Source organism: Nonomuraea sp. PA05 (assembly GCF_008086045.1).
Taxonomy (GTDB): domain Bacteria; phylum Actinomycetota; class Actinomycetes; order Streptosporangiales; family Streptosporangiaceae; genus Nonomuraea; species Nonomuraea monospora.
In genome coordinates this window covers 169004-187587 of sequence record NZ_VSEY01000019.1, presented here as the reverse complement: position 1 = coordinate 187587, position 18584 = coordinate 169004, and the positions used below count along the sequence as shown (strand labels likewise).

Sequence of the window (18584 nt, the reverse complement as noted above, 5' to 3'; positions counted from 1 at the left end):
ATGCGCACCTATCGACTGGAACGGCCGGAGATCGTGCTCACGGAGGCCCCGGTGCCCGAGCCGGGGCCGGGTGAGATCCTGGTCCGCGTGCACGCGGCCGCGCTCAACAAGCGCGACCTGCTCATTCTGGACGGCACCTACTCGCTGCCCGCCCGGCCGGGCGTGATCCCGCTGAGCGACGGGGCCGGGGAGGTGGTCGCGGCAGGGCCAGGGGTGACCAGGTTCAGGGCCGGGGATCGGGTGATGGGGTCGTACTGGCCGCGCTGGCACGACGGCCGCCTGCGGCCGGAGCTGGTGCACCAGCCCGGCTGCACGCTGGACGGGATGCTGACCGAGTACGCGCTGCTCGACGAGCAGGCGGCGGTGGCGGTGCCGGAGCACCTCGGCTGGGCGGAGGCCGCGACGCTGCCGTGCGCGGCGCTCACCGCGTGGACCTCGCTGACCGCCGGCGGGGCGCTGCTGCCCGGCCGGACGGTGGTGACGCTGGGCACGGGCGGGGTGTCGTTGTTCGCCGTGCAGTTCGCCCGGCTGGCCGGCTGCCGGGTGATCGTCACCACGTCCCGCATGGAGCACGCCGACCGGCTGAAGGCGCTGGGCGCCGACCACGTGATCGACTACACCGCCACGCCGCAGTGGGGCGGGCGGGTGCGGGAGCTGACCGGGGGCAGGGGCGCGGACCTGGTCGTGGACACGGCGGGCCCGGCCACGATCGACCAGTCCGTGCGGGCCGCCGGGCTCTACGGCGAGGTGGTGGTGCTCATCACCAGGGACGCGGGCAGCGACCACCTGGCGATCTCCCACGAGGCGTACGCCTCCAGCCTGGCCACCCTCCGCCGCGTCTTCGTGGGCAACCGCACGGACCTGGAGGACATGTGCGCCGCCGTCGCCGCCGCCATGCTGCGGCCGGTGATCGACCGGACCTTCACCGACGTGCCGGACGCCTACCGCTACTACCGGGAGGGCTCGCCGTTCGGCAAGGTGGTCGTCGAGCTCGGCGCCTGCTGATCGGACCGTACGAAGGTCGTGAGGGCGCGGGCGAAGGCCTCCGGCTCCTCGACGTGGCCGAGGTGGCCGCTGTTCTCCAGCATGACGAGCTCCGCGCCGGGGATGCCGCCGGCCAGCTCCTCCGCCCAGCGCGGGCCGCAGATCACGTCGTGGCGGCCGGCGATGACCAGGGTGGGCGTCTTGACCGAGGGCAGCGCGTCGCGGTCGTCGATCTGCTCCGGGACGCCCTGGTCGTCGCGGCCGGAGATGAAGGTGCCGGTGATGGAGAACAGAGGCGCGTACTCCTCCTGGTGGTCCCAGTAGCGGGCGAGGTAGGCGGGCAGCATGCCGCGGGCGGCCCTGGTGGTGCCCTCGTCGTCGGACAGGCCGCCGAGCGACTGCCAGGTGTCGAGCACGGCCTGCAGCTCGGGCCGGTCGGCGTTGCGCCGCGCGAACGCCTCCATGTTGCGGGCCGCCTCGGCGTAGTGGTCGGCGCCCGTCACCGGGGCGCTGTCGTACAGGACGACGCCGGCCAGCCGGTCGGGGCGGGTCAGGGCGTAGTGCTGGGCGACGAAGCCGCCGTGGGAGTGGCCGAGCAGGTGGACGCGGTCGGCCCCGAGGTGCTCGACCAGGCCGTCCAGGGCGCGGGCGTAGCGTTCGCGGGTGTAGCCGTGCGGGTGGGCGGGGAGCCGGCCGGACTCGCCGGTGCCGATCGGCTCGACGTACACCATGGTGAGGTCTTTCTCGGCGGCGGGCATCCGCAGGTACTCGTACGACAGCCCGGGGCCGCCCGGGTGGGCCACGACGACGGGGCCGGTGCCCGCGACGTGGTAGCGCTGGGCGACGCCATCGACGTGGATGGTGTGCGTGTTCATGGGTCCCCCTCTGTGGTGCGCGGCAGTTGTCCTGCCTGGACATGACTGTTCCACAGAGTGCGTCACCGGTCAAACTGGTGACGCATGGGGATCGCTACGCGTTGAGCAGCCGCCACGCGGTCAGGGCGAGCCTGGTCCTGGTGAGCCCGGACGGCTCGGTCAGCTCGAAGCCGCGCCCTCGCCCGAGCCCCGTGCCCGCCTCGCGCGAGGGTTTGACTTCAAGCGCTTGAAGTATGGTGTCCTGACCTGCGTGACAACCTTCACCATTCAGGACGTCTCACGGCGCAGCGGCCTCAGCGAGCCGACCCTGCGCTACTACGAGGACGTGGGGCTGATCGGCCCGATCGCCCGCGACGAGCGCAGCGGCCACCGCCGTTACGACACCGACGACGTCAGCGAGATCGAGATCCTGGCCTGCCTGCGCGCGGTCGGCGTGGGCATCGAGGACATGCGCACCTACCAGGCCAACCGCGCACGCGGCCGGGAGGCGGCGGCCGAGCAGCGCGACCTGCTGCTGCGCCACGCCGAGCGGGTCGAGGCGGAGATCGCCGCGCAGCGGGCGCGGCTGGCGTACCTGCGCGAGAAGGCGTCGCTGTGGGACGCCCGCGACCGCGGCGACGCCGCCGCCGAGGAGGCCGCGTGGCACCGGATCATGGAAGCGGTTTCAGCGCTGGAGGTGCTGTGATGAGCCCGGTTCTGGTCACCGGAGGTTCCGGTTACCTGGGGACGCACCTGATCGCCGCGCTGCTGCGGGACGGCAGGCGGGTACGCGCCACGGTGCGTTCGACGGCCCGCGAGGGCGACCTGCGCGCGGCGGTGCGCCGGGGCGGCGCCGACGACGCCGGCCTGGAGGTGGCCGCCGCCGATCTGATGGCCGACGACGGCTGGCGGGAGGCGGTGGCGGGCTGCGCGGAGGTCCATCACGTGGCCTCGCCGATCCCGATCGCCCAGCCCGACGACCCGGACGAGCTGATCGTCCCCGCCCGGGAGGGCACGCTGCGGGTGCTGCGCGCCGCGCGCGACGCGGGGGCCCGGCGGGTCGTGCTCACCTCGTCGTTCGCCGCGGTCGGCTACACGCCCAAGCCGGACGGCGAGTACACCGAGGACGACTGGACCGATCCTGACACGCCGGGCCTGGCGCCCTACCCGCGTTCCAAGGCGATCGCCGAGCTGGCCGCGTGGGACTTCGTGCGGCGCGAAGGCGGCGGCACCGAGCTGGTCGTGGTCAACCCGACGTTCATCCTCGGGCCCACGCTCACGACCGCGCTGAGCAGCTCCATGTACCTGATCAAGCTGGGCGTCGAGGGGGCCGTGGACGCGCTGCCGCGCCACCGCTTCGGCATCGTGGACGTCCGGGACGTGGCCGATCTGCACCTGCGCGTCATGGCCGCGCCCAAGGCCGCGGGCAGGCGTTTCCTGGCCGTCGGCGACGGCGGGGCGTGGAGTTTCCCGGAGGTGGCGGAGGTGCTGGCCAGGCGGCTCGGCTCGCCGGCCGCGCGCGTGCCGGCGCGGGAGGCTCCGGGTGAGGACCCGCCGCGGCCGGTCATCCACAACGACCGGGCCCGCGGGCTCGGCTGGCGGCCCCGCGACACCGAGACCACGATCGTGGAGTCGGCCGAGAGCCTGCGCGACCTGGGCCTGCTGAAGGTCTGAGGACTCGAAGGCCTGGAGCTACGACCGGCGTCTTCTGCGCGCCGGGCGGGTGCCGGAACCCGTGCCGGGGATGAGGCGTAACGGGCGGGCACGCAGGGGCTCCGCCACCAGCTCGCGCATCTCCTCCAGCCCGGCGACGTCGTGGTGGCCCGAGCCGAGCACCGCCGCCGCGAACTCGTACGCGCCGCCGCCTGCCATCGACCTGAGCTGCTCGATGAGGACCTGAGGCCCGCCGAGCTCCAGGAGGGTCAGGAAGTTCTCCGCGCCCAGCAGCAGGTGCTCGTGCTGGTCCAGCGTTCCGGGGTCGACCTCGCCGTCGTCCACCAGGAAGGTCAGGGCGGTGGGGCCGAGTACGGGGTCGTGGCGCAGGTCGCGGACGAGGGCCTCACCCTGGGGGAGCGCGTCGGCGAGCACGGCGAGCATGGCGGCGGCGCGGGTGCGGAACGGGCAGTCGCGGATGGCCTGCAGCAGCGCCTCCAGGTCCTGGCCCGGGTGGGAGAGCCAGGAGTTCAGCTCGACGGCGGCCTCCCTGGGCGGGTAATGCTGGGCGAGGACGCCGAGCAGCTCCGCCGCAGGGGCGGTGGCCAGCTCGCCGATCAGCGGGGCGTCGCGACCTTCCGCGAGGAGGTGTTCGCGCAGGCAGCGCAGGGCCAGCGGGGTGAGGCGGGCCAGGAGGAGGTCGGGGCCGTCGAGGCGGCGGCGCAGCCGTTCGACCGCGTCCGGCGGCAGCGCCTGGCCGCCGCGGTCGCCGGTGCCGAGCAGCGCCTGGCTGCCGCGGTCGCCGGTGCCGAGCATCGCCCGGTCGTCGTCGAGGTCGCCGGCGCAGAGCTCGGCGGGGCCGCGGGTGAGGTCCACGGCGCCCAGGTCGGCCAGCACCTGGAAGGCGCGTTCCAGGTCGAGGGCGGTCTGGCGGCGCCAGAGGTCCTTGAGCCGCGCGGGCGCCCCGTTCAGGTGCGTGTGCTGCTGGCAGGCCAGCCAGACGGTCTCCGCCAGGCGGGCGACGGGGATGTCGGCCATGCCGTACAGGGTGTCGAGCACGCCGGGGAGCACCGCGTCGAAGCAGCGGCCGAGTACGGCGGCGTGGCTGCTCATGGTGATCGACCCGCCGAGGTGGGGGAGCGCCTCGAAGGCGCGCGCCCACAGCGCGGCCGGGTCGCGCAGCAGCGGGGCGGCCTTGCTCACCTGGAACAGGCGGCCCCTGCTGACGCGCACCTGGCCCAGCAGCTCGCACCAGGCCAGCAGCAGGCTGAGCTGAGGCAGGTCGGTGGAGCTGCGCACCTGGAGCATCTCCTCGCCGGTGCCCAGCAGGATGGACAGCTCGCGGGCGTCGGCGAGGGTGAGGCTGCCCGTCCTGGTGAGCGGGCGGCCCGCATCGCCCGCCCAGGTGGCCAGCGCGGTCAGCCGCCGCACCGTGGTGCTGCGGGCGGCGTCCTCGGCGAGGTCGGCGGGCGCGGGCAGGGCGACGGGCGGCCGGCGGAGGGCGCGTTCCTCCTCCAGGTCCAGGTCCGTACGGGTGTGGCGGGCCTCCAGGAGCTGGTCGAGCACTTCCTGGTCGTAGCGGATGCGGCCGGCGTCGAGATCCAGCTTGAAGTCGCGCAGCGCGCCGGGGCCGGACAGGTCGTTGCCGTGGTCGAGCGCCGTCTGCGCCCAGAACTTGGCGACGCCTTGCAGGTAGGGGTCGTCGAGGGCCTCGCGGAAGCCGGGCACGGCCCTGGTGATGGCGTCGTCGGCCTGCGCCGGCGTGGCGCCGCGCGGGTCGCGCAGCCCGGCGGCGGCGAGGTAGTGCAGGAACGTGCGCAGGATCTCCGGCGCGATCTCCAGGATCTCCCTGGGCGTCACCACGTACTTCGGCACCCAGGCCAGCAGGTAGCGCCTGATCTGCGGCTCGTCCCAGTAGGCGAGGCGGCCGTCGCGGCTGTGGTGGCGGGCGTCGAGGGCGGCGGCGAGCAGCAGCTCGTCGGCGGGCCGGCCGTGCTCGTCCGCCCAGGTGAGACAGCGTCTGATGAGGACGGTCCTGGTCGCCTCGTACTCCCGCGTCTCCTCGGGCTCGAAGTACGTGCGCAACCGCGTGCCTCCTCCCACGGGTGAGGTCTGGCATTTCAGTATTCCGCGTGCCGGGCCGCCGGAGGGGCTACTTGACCGGATGCGCTACTTCAGTGCCCCCGCCGTCAGCCCTGCCACGATCCTGCGCTGGAAGAACAGCACCAGCAGCACCAGGGGAAGGGTGACCAGCACGCCGGCGGCCATCTGCGTGCCGAAGGGCGTGTCGAACTTGGCGGCGCCGGTGAACTGCGCGATGCGGACGGTGGCGGTCTGCCGCGCCTGGTCGTTGATCATGGTGACCGCGATGATGAACTCGTTCCAGGTCGCGATGAACGCCAGGATCGCCGTGGTGAAGACGCCCGGCGCGGCCAGGGGCAGCATGACGCGGCGGAACGCGGCGATCGCGGAGCAGCCGTCGATCATGGCGGCCTGCTCCAGCTCGTACGGCAGCTGCCGGAAGAACGTCGTCAGGTTCCAGATGGTCAGCGGCAGCGCGAACGACATCGACGGCACGATCATCGCCTGGTACGTGTTGATCCACCCGATGGCCGTGAACAGCTCCAGCAGCGGCACGATGAGCAGCGCCCCGGGGAACATCGACACGGCGATCACCAGGGCCAGCACGACGTTCTTGCCCCGGAAGTGCAGCCGGGCGAGCGCGTAGGCGGCCAGCGTGCCGACGACCAGCGTCACCGCCGTGGTGACGCCCGCCACGACGAGGCTGTTGAGCAGCGACTGCCCGAAGCCCATGTCGGCGGCGAAGACCGCCTCGTACGACTCCAGCGACCACGGCGCAGGCAGTGGTGACTTGTCGTAGATGTCGGCGGTGCGGCGTAAGCTCGACACCACCATCCAGTAGAACGGCACCAGGCAGTACAGCGCGATGCCGATCATTCCCGCCCTACGCCACACGGGCGCTCCCCTCACGCCGCCGCGTCCGCACGTCGCTGAGCAGGTCGGCCCCGAGCAGCTTCACGAACACGAACGCGATCACCGCGATGTAGACGAACAACGCCGTCCCGTAGGCGGACGCGGGCCCGTAGTGCACTCGGGTGGCCTCGTCCCAGATCAGGCCGGACAACGTCTCCACCGACTGCTTGCGCGGCCCCACCAGCACGTACGGCAGATCGAAGATCCGCAGCGCGTCCATGAGCCTGAACAGCACGGCCACCAGCAGGGCGGGCCTGACCAGCGGCAGCGTGATCCGCCAGAACGTCTGCCACGGCCTGGCCCCGTCCACCCGCGCCGCCTCGTACACGTCGCCGGGGATGATCTGCAGCCCGGCCAGCACGAGCAGCCCCACGAACGGCGCGGTCTTCCACACGTCGGCGAGGATCACCGCGAGCTTGGCCCAGGGGCCGTCGGCCGTCCAGAGGATCTCGGTGCCGAGCAGCGCGTTCGCCACCCCGTCCGCCTGGAAGATCCACTTCCACATCAGCCCTGACACGGCGGTCGGCACCGCCCACGGGATGAGGATGCTGGCCCGCAGCAGCGCGCGGCCCCTGAACGCGCGCTGCATGACCAGTGCCATCGCCACCCCCAGCACCACCTCCAGCGACACCGTCACCACGGTGAAGAGCGTGGTGTTGAAGGCGGCGTTCAGGAAGCGCTGCTGCACCACGCCCGCGTAGTTCGCCAGCCCGGCGAACCACTCGCCCTCGACCACGAACCCGTCGGCGTCCAGGCGCTGCCCGCTCTCGTAGAACGACTCCCGCATGGCCGCGACCAGCGGGTAGAAGACCACCAGGGCGAGCACCAGCATGGTGGGCGACAGCAGGGCGGCCGCCGCCCACCGCGACGATCGGGGCGTCACTTGAGCAGCGGCCCGAGCGCGGCCTGGAGCTCCGACAGGCCCTGCTCGACCGGCTTGGCGCCGGTGACGATGGCGTACGCGGACTCCTGGATGGCGGCGGTCACGTCGCCGTACTTGACGGCCTTGGGGCGCGGCTTGGCGGCGAGGATGCCCTCCTTCAGCGCGGGCAGGTACGGGTACTTCTCGATCATCGCCGGGTCCTCGTAGATCGCGGTCCGCGGCACCGGCATCGAGCTGGTCTGCGCGAACGCCTTGATCTGGTCGGCGCTGGTCATGAAGGCGACGAAGTCCTGAGCCGTCTGCTTGTGCTTGGAGAAGGCGGAGACGGCCAGGTTGTTCCCGCCGAGGGTGCCCGCGCCGGGGCCGTTGAGCCCGGGGATCGGGGCGACGTCGAACTTGCCGTTCACCTTGCTGGAGCCGTCGGTCTTCTGCGCGGCCTCGTAGCCGTAGGCCCAGTTGCGGTAGAAGAGCAGCTTGCCCTCCTGGAAGGCGACCCGTCCCTCTTCCTCCTTGTACGTGATCGCCTCCTTCGGGATCATCCCGCTCTTGAACCCGTCCGCCAGGAACCGTGCCGCCTGCTTGGCCGCGTCGCTGGTGAGCTGCGGCTGCCCGGAGGCGTCGAGCAGCTCGCCGCCGGCCGAGGCGACGGCCTCGGAGAAGTTCACGGTGAGGCCCTCGTACTTGTCGAACTGGCCGCCATAGCAGCTCATGCCCTTCTGCTCGGGCAGGACCTCGTCGCAGATCTTCTTCATCTCGGCCCAGGTCCTGGGCGGCTCCTTGACCAGGTCGGTGCGGTAGTAGAGCAGGCCGGTGCCGGTGAAGACCGGCATCGCGTACAGCTTGTCGCGGTATTTCGCCGTCTCGATGGTGGTGGGCAGGAAGCCGGTGGTGTCCAGTTTGAGCTCGTCCACCCATCGGTTCGCGGCGAACTCGCTGGTCCACACGGCGTCGATGAGGATGACGTCTCCGGCGTCCGACTTGGTCTGCGCGTTCTGGATGAGCTTGCGGCGCTGCTCGTCCGCGCTCTCCGGCAGCAGGACGACGCTGACCTTCTCGTCGGGGTGGGCCGTGTTCCAGGCGTCCACGATCTTCTGCACGGACTCGGCCTCGAACTTGCCGCCGAGGAACGTGATCGGGCCGCGGGACGGGGCGGCGGACGTGGCGGGCGGGGTGGACGACCCGCAGGCCGTCAAGCCCAGCAGCAGAGCGGCGGCGGCGTACATGGGTCTCATCGGGGGGTTCCTTCCAGGGATACGGTCTCGCCGGTCAGCCGCGACCGCTCGGCGGCCCAGGCGATGAGGTGGCTGTGCAGGCTCTGCGCCGGCGAGGAGAGGATCGGGGCGCGCTCCCGGGTGGCTACCGCCGTCAGGAACGCCTCCACCAGCGCTTCGTCACCGCCCCCGTGCCCGCCCCTGGCCGTGCCGTCCCCGCTCGGGCGGGTCTCGACGACGGAGGAACGGCCGGTGACGAAGTCGTGGACGGTCAGGCGGTCGCCGTCGCCGTCGATGGAGCCGCGGGTGCCGAAGATCCGGGTCTGCCGGTGCAGCGCGGGCGTGAACCCGGTCATGGTGAACGACGCGGTCGTGCCGCCCTCGAACTCCAGGTTCACCACCTGGTGATCGACCACGTCGTTGTCGCAGGCGTACACGCACCTGCCGTAGGGGCCGGTCCTGAGCGCCGCCAGCACGCCCGCCTCGGAGACGTCGTCCGTGAGCACGGACAGCGGCCAGGAGTGGTCGCCGGCGAGCGGGAGGTAGAGGCGCTTGGCGGAGTACGGGCAGCCGGGCTCGACGGAGCAGTCCAGGCAGCGGTCCGCGGCGCCCGCCGGCCGGTTCTCCGGCCGGAAGTGGTGCAGACCGCCGAACGAGGAGACGCGGGTGACCTGCTTGCCCGTGAGGTGCACCAGCCAGTCGAGGTCGTGGCACGACTTGGCCAGCAGCATGAACGTGGACTCGTCGGCCCGCCGCCAGTTGCCCCGCACGTAGGAGTGCGCCTGGTGCCACCATCCGACCGGCTCCAGGTGCTGGACGCTGACGATCTCGCCGATCCGTCCCTCGTCGAGCAGCGCCTTCAAGGCCCGCGTGTACGGGGTGTAGCGCAGCACGTGGCACACCGCGAACACCGCCCCCGACCGTTCGGCCGCGGCCACGATGGCGCGGCAGTCGTCCTCGGAGACCGCCATCGGCTTCTCCAGCAGGATGTCGTAGCCCAGTTCCGCGAAGCGCACCGCGGGCTCCACGTGGTCGCGGTCCTGCGTGGCGATGATCACCGCGTCGGCCTGCCGGGGCAGCGCGGCCAAGTCCCGCCAGTCCGCGTACGGCGCCGCCTCGGGGAACCTGTCGCGGCGCCCGGCCAGCGGGTCGGCCACCGCGACCACCCGGGCCCTGCCGGTCTCGACGGCGTGGCGGGCGTAGGAGGTCCCTCGCGAACCTGCCCCGACGACGGCGAGCGTCACCATGTACGAGCGCCTCCCACATATGTAACCAATTCACGTATGTCGGCCGATGCTAGGATCCACGCTGGTAGCCGTCAATAGGGAAGTTATGAGAAAGGGTCTCATAAGTGACCGAGCTCCGGCCGGGTGACGCGTCGCTGCTGCGCAAGGTGAACACCCAGGTCACGCTCAGAGCGCTGCGCCGCGCGGGCGTCGCCACGCTGACCCAGCTCGGGCGCGTCACCGGTCTGTCCAGGCAGACGGTCGAGGCGGTGCTCGACGAGCTGGGCGAGCGCGGATACGTCCGGGAGGTGCCGCCCGACGAGGGCGTGATGGGGCGGCCCGCGCGGCGGTTCGGGTTCAGGGCGGACGCCGGCTACGTGGTGGGCGTGGAGGTCGGCGGCGACGCCATCGTGGCCGCCCTCGCCGACCTCAACGGCGAGGTGATCGCCTGGGAGCGGGCCGAGGTCTCCGGCGACGCCGCCGCCCACGAGCGGCTGGAGGCCGCCGAACGCACGGCGCTGGCCTGCGTGGACGGCGCGGGCGTGGCACGCAGACGAGTGTGGACGGTCGCGGCGGGCACCTCCGGCATCGTGGACAGGACAGGCCGCGTGTCACTGTCGATCACCCTGCCCGGCTGGACGGGCGTGGACCTGGCGGGGCTGGCCGGTCGCTGGTTCGGGGGCACCGCCTTGGCCGCCAACGACGCGAACCTGGCCGCGCTCGCCGAGCACTGGCGCGGCAGCGCCCAGCACGCTTCGGACGTCGTCCACGTGCTGATCGGCCACCGGGCCGGCGCCGGCATCCTGATCGGCGGCCGGCTGCATCCCGGCCGCTCCGGCGCGGCGGGCGAGATCGGCACCCTGCGGCAGGTCGGCTGGGAGGACGCCGCCCGCGAGCTGGTCAAGGACGCCTCGGCGGCGGAGGTGTTCGAGGCGGCGCTGGCGGGCGACCGCGAGGCCGTGCGCCGGGTGGACCGCTACGCCGAGAACCTCGCCATCGGGGCCTCCGCCCTGGTGCTGGCCATCGACCCCGACCTGCTGGTGCTCGGCGGGGGGTACGCGCGGGCCGGTGACGTGCTGCTCGAACCGCTGCGCCGGCACCTGGCCGAGCTGTGCGTGAGCGCGCCCGAGGTGGTGGCGTCCACGTTCGGCGACGAGGGGGTGGCGATCGGCGCGGTCCGCCTCGCGCTCGACCACGTCGAGCGGGAGATCCTGGGGCTCTAGAAGGCTCTCGCCGTCCGCATGAGCACGTCGCGGACCTGCTCCTCCGGCAGGTCCATGGTCTTGACCGCCCCCCACTGCAGCGCCCCCAGCAGGGCCCAGCTCTTGAGCCTGATCTCGGGGCTGGGGTCGTCGCCGACGAGCTTGGCGTAGATCGTGTCCCTGAACGTCGCGATCTGGTCCCGCTCCGAGCCGGGCGTGGTCGTGGCGTCGTCCGCGGCCAGGTCCTCCATGAACAGCCGGATCACCGACCGGTAGCGCACCGCGAACTCCACCAGCGCCTCGACGAACTCGCCGCGGCTCGCGTACGGGGCGTCGAGCAGCGCCAGCATGTCGCCCGCCACCGGTGACAGCAGCTCCAGCGCCAGCCGGTCCTTCGGATGGAAGTGGTAGGCGACCGCGGTCTTGGTCAGCCCCACTGCCGCGGCGATGTCGGACAGGGACGTGGCCGCGTAACCGCGCTCGGCGAACAACTCGCGGGCTGCCGCCAGGATCCGGGTGCGGGTGTCGTCGGATGATGTGGTCATCGTCTCATTTCCCTGCGGGAGCGAGCCTTCCGGACAACTCCCGTTTTATCGTAAGTCCTGTACGACCGTACAGGACGGGCGTCGAGTGGGAGCTGAGCGATGACGCGGTTACTGGGACGGCTGGGCGGCTGGTGCGCGCGGCACGGTTGGATCGTACTGATCAGCTGGGTGATCGCCGCCGCCGCCCTGATGGGCGGCAGTCTCGCCTTCCCCAGCCCCACCAACAGCGACGCCAGCATCCCCGGCACCGACGCGCAACGCGCCCACGACCTGATGAAGGACGGCTTCGGCAGCGGCTACGCCACCGGCGGCACCGTACAGCTCCTCCTCTACTCCGCCGACGGCCCGCTCATCGAGGACGAACGCAAGCAGGCGGTGGAGCGCGCCATGGACCGGCTGCGCACCATGCCGCACGTCACCAAGGTCGAGACCCCGTTCCGCGCCGGCGGCATCTCCTCCAACCTGCAGATCGGCCTCATCACGATCCGCATGGAGGGCAACGACAGCGACAAGATCGCCCAGACCACTCAGGAGCTGTCGAAGGCCGCAGAACCCGCTCGGGACGCCGGACTCGAAGTGGTGCCCGCCGACAGCTCGACCCCGGCCGACAAGGAGATCAAGACCGGGCCCAGCGAGATCATCGGCGTCATCTGCGCGCTGCTGGTGCTCGTGTTCGCGTTCGGCACGCTCGTCGCCGCCACCGTCCCCATCTTCGCCGCGCTGATCAGCGTGGCCACGGGGCTCGGCGTCATCGGGCTGCTCGGCTGGGTCGTGGACATGCCCAAGCAGGCCGGCATCATGGCCACGATGATCGGGCTCGGCGTCGGCATCGACTACGCTCTGTTCCTGCTGTCCCGCCACCGCCGCCTGCTCGCCGACGGGGTGCCGGTCGTCGAGTCCGTCCGGCGCACCGTGGCCAGCTCCGGCGGGGCCGTCGTGTTCGCGGGCGGCACCGTCATCATCGCGCTGAGCGCGCTGCTGCTCGCCGGGTTCCCGCTGCTGGCCACGCTCGGCTGGGTCACCGGCATCTCGGTCGTGGCCGCCGTGCTCACCTCCGTCACGCTCGTCCCCGCCCTGCTCGGGCTGCTCGGCCACCGCGTCAACTCCCTCAAGGTCCCCCTCCTGCGCAGCGCCGGCGGCTCCCACGCCGCCGGCACCGGCTGGGCGGGCCTCGGCGCCTGGGTGGCCCGCCGCCCCTGGCGGACCCTGATCGGCAGCGTCATCGTCCTCGGCGCGCTCGCCGCCCCCGCCCTGGCGCTGCAACTCGGCCCGCTCGACGAGGGCTACGGCGCGCAGGGCTCCGAGCCGCGGCGCGCCTACGAGCTAATGGCCACCGGCTTCGGCCCCGGCTTCAACGGCCCGCTCATCGTCGTCGCCGAGCTGCCGTCCAAGGTGCCCGACGCCGACGATCCCCTCGTGAAGGACCTCACCCGCGAGGTCGAGGACGTCGAGGGCGTCAAGTACGTCGCCGACCCCAAGGCCAACACCTCCGGCCGCTCGGTCCTCATCCAGGCCATCCCCGAGTACGCGCCCAGCGACGAACGCTCCGCTCAGGTCGTCAGGGACGTCCGCGCCATCTCCCTGCCCGGCGTGGACGTGCACGTCGGCGGCAAGGTCGCCGGCCTGACCGACGCCGGCGACCGCATGAACGAGCGCACCCCGCTGGTCATCGGCGTCGTGGTGCTGCTCAGCGCGCTGCTCCTGCTGCTGGCCTTCCGCGCGCCGATCGTCGCCGTCAAGGCGGCGGTGATGAACCTGGTGTCGCTGGGGGCCGCGTTCGGGGCGCTGGCCATGGTGTTCTCCATCGGGCTCGGCAGTGGGCTGGTGGGCATGGACCCGCCCGTCAACTCCTCCTTCGTGCAGACGATCTTCTTCTCGGTGCCGATCGAGAGCTACGTGCCGCTGATGTTGTTCGCGGTGCTGTTCGGGCTGTCCATGGACTACGAGGTGTTCCTGCTGACGGTGGTGCGCCAGTCGTACCTGCGGCACGGTGACAACGCCAGGGCCGTGGCCGAGGGGCTTGGATCGACCGGGCGGGTCATCACGTCCGCCGCCTTGATCATGGTGGCGGTGTTCGTGGCGTTCATCGCCTACCCCGACGCCATGGTGAAGACGTTCGGGGTGGGGCTCGCCGTGGCCATCGCGGTGGACGCCACCATCATCAGAGGGTTCCTGGTGCCGGCCACGATGGTGTTGCTCGGGCGGCTCAACTGGTGGTGCCCGCGGTGGCTCGACCGCATCCTGCCGAACCTGTCGGTGGAGGGGCACGAGGAGGACGAGCCCGTCGAGCAGGAGCGGCGGGAGCCGGTCACGGCAGGGGTCTAGGGGCAGAGCTCGCGGTACGGCTCGTCGCCGCCGACGTGCGCCGCCCACTGCTCGCGGGTCAGGGGGCGCACCACCCGCGAGCAGGCGGCGGCGACGGGGGCGGTAGGCGACGTGACGCCCCAGATCTGCAGCACCGCGCCGTAGCCGCTGATCGCGATCAGGTCGTGGCCGCCCAGCCGGAACGGCGCGGCGAAATCCACGAGAGGCCCGGTCGGTATCGCGTGCAGCCGCCTGCCGGTGGACCCCTCCCAGACGGTCACGGTGCTGTCGCTGCCGCCGGTCACGATCACCTCGTCGTCGCCGAGCCTGCCGATCGCCACCGAGTACAGATCGCCGTCGGTCGTCATGACCGCGAGCGAGCGCCCCGTGGCCGCCTCCCAGACCCGCAGCTTGCCCTCGTAGTGCCCTGACACGATGACCTCCCTGCCGCCGAGCCGCCCCGTGGTCACGGCGGAGGCCGGCTGCTCGGCGGTCATGCTGCGTACTTGCCTGCCTGTGGCGGCGTCCCAGATGTGCACGGCGTCGCCGCCGCTCACGACCACCGTTGAGCCGCCCAGCGTGCCGAAGGCCAGGCGGACCGACTCGAATCCGGCGTCCACCTGCCACAGCCGCTTGCCCGTCGCGCCCCGCCAGGCGATGATCCCCCCGTCGGCGGCGGCACCCAAGATCAGCAGGTCGCCTTTCACCGTTCCGGCCACCACCGAGACCATGGGGATCTCCATGTCGATGCTCCGGAGCAGACCGCCCGTGGCCAGGTCCCAGACGCGCACGAAGTGGGGCCCTTGTTCGGCGTCGGAGCCGGCTTCGGCGATCACGTCCTTGCCGCCGAGCCGAGCGACGGTCACGCTTCTCGTGCCCTTGGCGTCCATGGAGGTGAGCAGCCTGCCGCTGTCCAGGGCGTAGACCTTGATCCTGTCGCCGTCCGCCGTCACGGCCACGGGCACGCCGCCCGCCTGTCCCGTCGCCGTGGCGGTCAGCGACCTGTCCGACCTGATGGTGCGGGACGGCCTGCTGCTGAAGGGCGCCCAGACCTGCACCCTGCCCTTGCTGTCCCCTGCCATGATCACGGAGGTGCCGCCGTGCTGGGCCACCACCATGTCGTAGAGGCCGGCACCGGTGCTGAGCAGGCGCAGCGTCCGCCCTGTCGCGGCGTCCAGGACGTGGATGGTCGTGTAGTTCTCTCCGGTCACGACGGCGAGCGCGCCGTCGAGCGACCCCACGGCCAGTGACCCCGACGCCGTGCCGAGCCGGATGCTGCGCAGCCGGGCGCCGGTGGCGGCGTCCCAGACACTCACCATGGAGCTGCTGGGACCGGTCTCGGTGCGCGAGGCGATGACGGTCGTGCCGTTGAGCCGTCCCGTGGCCACGAGCGTGGGCCCCGGCTCCGGCGAGGGGCCCAGCTTCCGCATCGGCTTGCCGGTGATGGCGTTCCAGATCCGGACCTCGCCGTTGTCGTGGCCCGTCACGATCGCGGGCGTGCCGTCGAGCCGGTCGAAGGTCACGTTGCCGAGCAGGGCGGGCACGGGGATCATGCGCAGCCGCCGCCCCGAGGCCGCGGCCAGGACCGCGACCCCGCGCCTGAAGCCCGCCGCGACCGCCGTGACCCCGTTCACCTCGCCCAAGGCGATGTCGATCAGCCCTGGGCCGATCTCGGCGTGCCAGCGCAGCCGCCCCGTGCGGGCCTCCCACACGCGCAGGTCGCTGTGGCCGGCGGCCAGGATCATCGGGACGCCTCCGATCTCCGCCCAGGCCACGTCCGTCACGGTCGTGGTCAGCTCCATCGCGCGCAGCGTGCCGCCGGTCGTGGTGTCGTACACGCGCACCTCGCTGCCCGCGCCGGAACCGCCCGACAGGCCGGCCACGATCACCGGGACGCCGTCCAGCGTCCCGGATGCGAGCCCTCCGGTGGCCTGGCCGAATCCCGGCAGGGCGTCCATGCGGGGATCTGCCACCGACCTGGCCAGGTCGTCGGCCGTGTCCGGCGTCCTCGACAACGTGTAGGCCGCCAGCGCGAGCTGCCTGGACAGGTTGGGGTCGCTCTCCGCCACGTCCCGGCTCCGCGCGGAGACCTTCTGCGACAGCGCCTCCAGCCGCCTGACCTCCGACTCCCGGGCGACCCGCGTGGTGACGACCGCGACGCTCACCGACGCGACCAGGGCCAGCACCGTGGCCACGACCACGGCCGCCACGCCGCGCCGCCTGGCGCGGACCGCCCGGCGGCGGGCCTCGCCGCTGGCCGCCAGGAACCGCGCCGAACGCTCGGGCAGCGGCGGGAAACCGGCCGGATCCGACTCCCACCGGGCCCGCGCCTCCTCGGCCGCGCTCAGCCGCGTCCCGCTGTACAGATAGGACGGGTCCGCGCCGTGCTCCGCCCACTCCCTGGCCTGGTGGTCGAGCTGCTGCCTGGCCAGCAGGACGGCGCGGTCGGCGTCGATCCACTCCCGCAGCCGGGGCCACGCCCTGATCAGCGCCTCGTGGCTGAGCTCCACCGCGTCCTCGCCCACCGTGAGCAGCCGGGCCTTGACGAACGCCTCCAGCACCTGCCCCGCCTCGTCGTCGCCGAGCTCGGTCAGCAGCACCCTCATCCGGGTGTCCTCGGCCTCCTCGCCCAGCCGTACCAGCCGGGGCAGCAACCGGCGGGCGGCCTGCTGGCCCGGCAGGTCGAGGCCGGTCAGCGTGGTCTCCGCGGTGTTGGCCAGGGCCCGGCCCACGCCGCCCGTCGCCAGGTAGCCGCCCACCGTCAGCACGCCGTCCTCGCGCCGCTGCCAGGTCTCCAGCAGCACGTGCGACAGCAGCGGCAGCACCCCGCGCGGCCCGCCGGCCGCCAGGGAGGCGCCCACGTCGTCCAGCAGCAGGTCGGCCAGGCCCGGCTGGAGCGTGAGGCCGGCCAGCTCCGCCGGCCGCTCGATGACCTCCCTGAGCTGGCCGGTGGTCATGGGGGTGACGACCACAGGACGTTCCAGCGCCGTCGCCAGCTCCCCGTACGCGACGCAGCGCCCGTAGAAGTCGGCCCGCAGCCCGAGCACGACCACCGCTTCGGAGCAGGCGCCGTGCAGCGCCGCCAGGAACGCCCGACGCTCCACCTCCTGCTCACACACCGTGAACAGCTCCTCGAACTGATCGACCACGATCACCCGCTCTCCAGGACGCGCCTCGGAGAGCAGCTCGCGCAGCCTGCCCGGGTCTTCGAGGAGCGCCTCCCGCAGGTCGGCGGGGTGGAAGCGGTCCAGGGACGCCAGCCGGGAGGCCAGCGCGCCGACCGGGTCCCCGCCCGGCGCGAACACCATGACGCTGGTGCCCGCCGCCCGCTCCAGCAGCGGCACCAGACCGGCGCGCAGCAGCGACGTCTTGCCCGCCCCCGACGGGCCCACCACGATCAGCGGCTCCGTTGCGGACACCTGCGCGGCCACCCGGTCCGCCAGGTTCCTGGTCAGCTCGGCGCGGCCGAAGAAGAACGCGGCGTCCTGCGGCCCGAACGCCCCCAGCCCCCGATACGGGCTGAACTCGCCGTGCGCCCCGGACCCCGCGACGTTCGCCACCAGCGGGCGCACCCTGGCGGGCCAGCCCGACTGCCTGCGCGGGGCCGGTAAGCGCTGCTCCGTCAGCAGCCGCGCCACCGCCTGATACGCCTCCTCCACCCCCAGGTACGGCCCCGCCGCCGGATCCCCCTCGGCCAGCACCCTGATCAGCGCCCCCGAGAACGCGGTGTGCTCCGCGCCCTCCGGCGCCCACGCGCGCTTGTCCCGCCCGGCGGCGGTCAGCAGGTAGCCGCCCTGCTGGGTGGCGGCGAACGCCTCGTCGAGCGCCGGTCGCACCCCGTCGGCCCGCCCGGCGAAGCAGCAGTCCAGCACCACCAGCACGAGCGGCGCGCGGCAGCCGGACAGCACCTCGGCCACCGTCGAGTACGGCAGCGCCTGGTGGCCCGGGATGCCCTTGGTCAGGTCCACGGTGGCGCGGGTGGCCAGGTGCAGCTCGCCACGCGGGCTGACCAGGCCGTGGCCGACGTAGTACAGGACCAGCACGTCCTCGGCGCCCTCCGCCGCCGACACCAGCGCCGCGCCGAACTCCTTCGGGTCCCCCGGATCGACGAGGACGGTCAGCCCGGATTCCGCCAGCCCCGCCCGCTCAACCAGGAACCGCCCGAGGTCGGCGACCGTCCGCTCGACCGCAGGGACAGGAGTCAGCCGCGAGCCCGCCACGTACGAACCGGACCCGGCCAGCAGCACCCGCGTGCCCGGCCGAGACAGCAGCAGCTCCGGCGGCTCACCCGGCGGTCTCATCGGGCTCGCCGGGGGCTGCTTCCAGCATGCGCACCAGCTCGGCGGCCAGGTCCCTGGCGCTCGCCGCGTCCACGGCCTTGACGCCCTTCGCCGTCAGCTCCACCGACTGGTCGCCGCGGCTGGCCTTGACGCTCACCTCACCGCGCCGCGTGCCCAGCCAGGCGACCAGCACCGTGGCCGCCGTGGCCAGCCCGCCGCCGGCGCCCAGCAGCAGGTTCAGCACGTCGGGGGCGGCGCCCAGGGCGCCCGGCTCGGGCGGGGCCTCGATGATCCGCACCCTGCCGCGCAGCTCTGGCTCCTCGCCCAGCCAGGCGTAGAGATCTCGCAGGTCGTCGCCGGGATTGTCACCTTCGATACGCAGTTGGACGGTCACGCGCGCCCCCCGTTCCTGCAGTCCGGTAACCGGAATCTACCGCGCGACGCCCTC

The 18584-nt window shown here is 72.7% G+C and carries 14 protein-coding genes; 5 read left to right on the top strand and 9 right to left on the bottom strand.

The genetic code is table 11. The features are described 5' to 3' along the window. A complete protein-coding gene (locus FXF51_RS28980) occupies positions 1–1005 on the top strand; it encodes a zinc-dependent alcohol dehydrogenase family protein (protein WP_148437834.1) in 1005 nt (334 codons plus the stop codon). Here the strand turns inward: FXF51_RS28980 and FXF51_RS28975 are convergent. After that, positions 951–1859 carry an alpha/beta fold hydrolase gene (locus FXF51_RS28975; protein WP_148437833.1) on the bottom strand — a complete coding sequence of 303 codons (909 nt, stop codon included), beginning with the start codon at positions 1857–1859 and terminating at the stop codon, positions 951–953. The two genes, FXF51_RS28980 and FXF51_RS28975, sit on opposite strands and share 55 nt — an antisense overlap. A 250-nt stretch (positions 1860–2109) precedes the next feature. On the opposite strand from FXF51_RS28975, the gene FXF51_RS28970 reads away from it, so the two are divergent. Together FXF51_RS28970 and FXF51_RS28965 are read left to right on the top strand one after the other, a co-directional pair. Continuing rightward, entirely contained in the window at positions 2110–2544 is a 435-nt protein-coding gene (locus FXF51_RS28970; protein ID WP_148437832.1) for a MerR family transcriptional regulator, read from the top strand. Then, on the top strand, positions 2544–3512 hold the full coding sequence (locus FXF51_RS28965) for an NAD-dependent epimerase/dehydratase family protein (protein WP_148437831.1): 969 nt from the start codon (positions 2544–2546) through the stop codon (positions 3510–3512). The genes FXF51_RS28970 and FXF51_RS28965 overlap by 1 nt, the downstream gene beginning before the upstream one ends. An 18-nt stretch (positions 3513–3530) precedes the next feature. On the opposite strand, the gene FXF51_RS61025 is transcribed toward FXF51_RS28965, so the two are convergent. The 5 genes from FXF51_RS61025 to FXF51_RS28940 all read right to left on the bottom strand — a co-directional run bounded on the left by FXF51_RS61025 (position 3531) and on the right by FXF51_RS28940 (position 9826). Further along, complete coding sequence (locus FXF51_RS61025) at positions 3531–5576, bottom strand: hypothetical protein (protein ID WP_187414623.1); 2046 nt, start codon at positions 5574–5576, stop codon at positions 3531–3533. 84 nt (positions 5577–5660) lie between these two features. Beyond that, the gene (locus tag FXF51_RS28955; RefSeq protein WP_222871517.1) at positions 5661–6467 is read right to left on the bottom strand and encodes a carbohydrate ABC transporter permease; all 807 of its coding nucleotides are present in this window, start codon (positions 6465–6467) and stop codon (positions 5661–5663) included. Beyond that, positions 6457–7368: a carbohydrate ABC transporter permease gene (locus FXF51_RS28950; RefSeq protein ID WP_222871516.1), complete on the bottom strand. Its 912-nt coding sequence runs from the start codon at positions 7366–7368 to the stop codon at positions 6457–6459. Before FXF51_RS28950 ends, FXF51_RS28955 begins: the two co-directional genes overlap by 11 nt. After that, positions 7365–8600 (bottom strand): ABC transporter substrate-binding protein, encoded by a 1236-nt coding sequence (locus tag FXF51_RS28945; RefSeq protein ID WP_148437830.1) that lies wholly within the window; start codon positions 8598–8600, stop codon positions 7365–7367. The genes FXF51_RS28950 and FXF51_RS28945 overlap by 4 nt, the downstream gene beginning before the upstream one ends. Beyond that, the gene (locus FXF51_RS28940) at positions 8597–9826 is read right to left on the bottom strand and encodes a Gfo/Idh/MocA family protein (protein WP_148437829.1); all 1230 of its coding nucleotides are present in this window, start codon (positions 9824–9826) and stop codon (positions 8597–8599) included. The genes FXF51_RS28945 and FXF51_RS28940 overlap by 4 nt, the downstream gene beginning before the upstream one ends. 104 nt (positions 9827–9930) lie before the next feature. On the opposite strand from FXF51_RS28940, the gene FXF51_RS28935 reads away from it, so the two are divergent. Next, positions 9931–11028, top strand: a complete 1098-nt coding sequence (locus tag FXF51_RS28935) for an ROK family transcriptional regulator (protein ID WP_148437828.1) — start codon at positions 9931–9933, stop codon at positions 11026–11028. On the opposite strand, the gene FXF51_RS28930 is transcribed toward FXF51_RS28935, so the two are convergent. Then, positions 11025–11552: a TetR/AcrR family transcriptional regulator gene (locus tag FXF51_RS28930; protein ID WP_148437827.1), complete on the bottom strand. Its 528-nt coding sequence runs from the start codon at positions 11550–11552 to the stop codon at positions 11025–11027. The genes FXF51_RS28935 and FXF51_RS28930 overlap by 4 nt on opposite strands. Before the next feature lie 99 nt (positions 11553–11651). Between FXF51_RS28930 and FXF51_RS28925 the strand changes: the two genes are divergently transcribed. Continuing rightward, complete coding sequence (locus tag FXF51_RS28925; RefSeq protein WP_148437826.1) at positions 11652–13877, top strand: MMPL family transporter; 2226 nt, start codon at positions 11652–11654, stop codon at positions 13875–13877. Here the strand turns inward: FXF51_RS28925 and FXF51_RS28920 are convergent. Together FXF51_RS28920 and FXF51_RS28915 are read right to left on the bottom strand one after the other, a co-directional pair. Then, entirely contained in the window at positions 13874–18157 is a 4284-nt protein-coding gene (locus tag FXF51_RS28920) for a caspase, EACC1-associated type (RefSeq protein WP_148437825.1), read from the bottom strand. The two genes, FXF51_RS28925 and FXF51_RS28920, sit on opposite strands and share 4 nt — an antisense overlap. Then, on the bottom strand, positions 18141–18530 hold the full coding sequence (locus tag FXF51_RS28915) for an effector-associated constant component EACC1 (protein WP_148437824.1): 390 nt from the start codon (positions 18528–18530) through the stop codon (positions 18141–18143). Before FXF51_RS28915 ends, FXF51_RS28920 begins: the two co-directional genes overlap by 17 nt. Between the last annotated feature and the right edge of the window lie 54 nt (positions 18531–18584).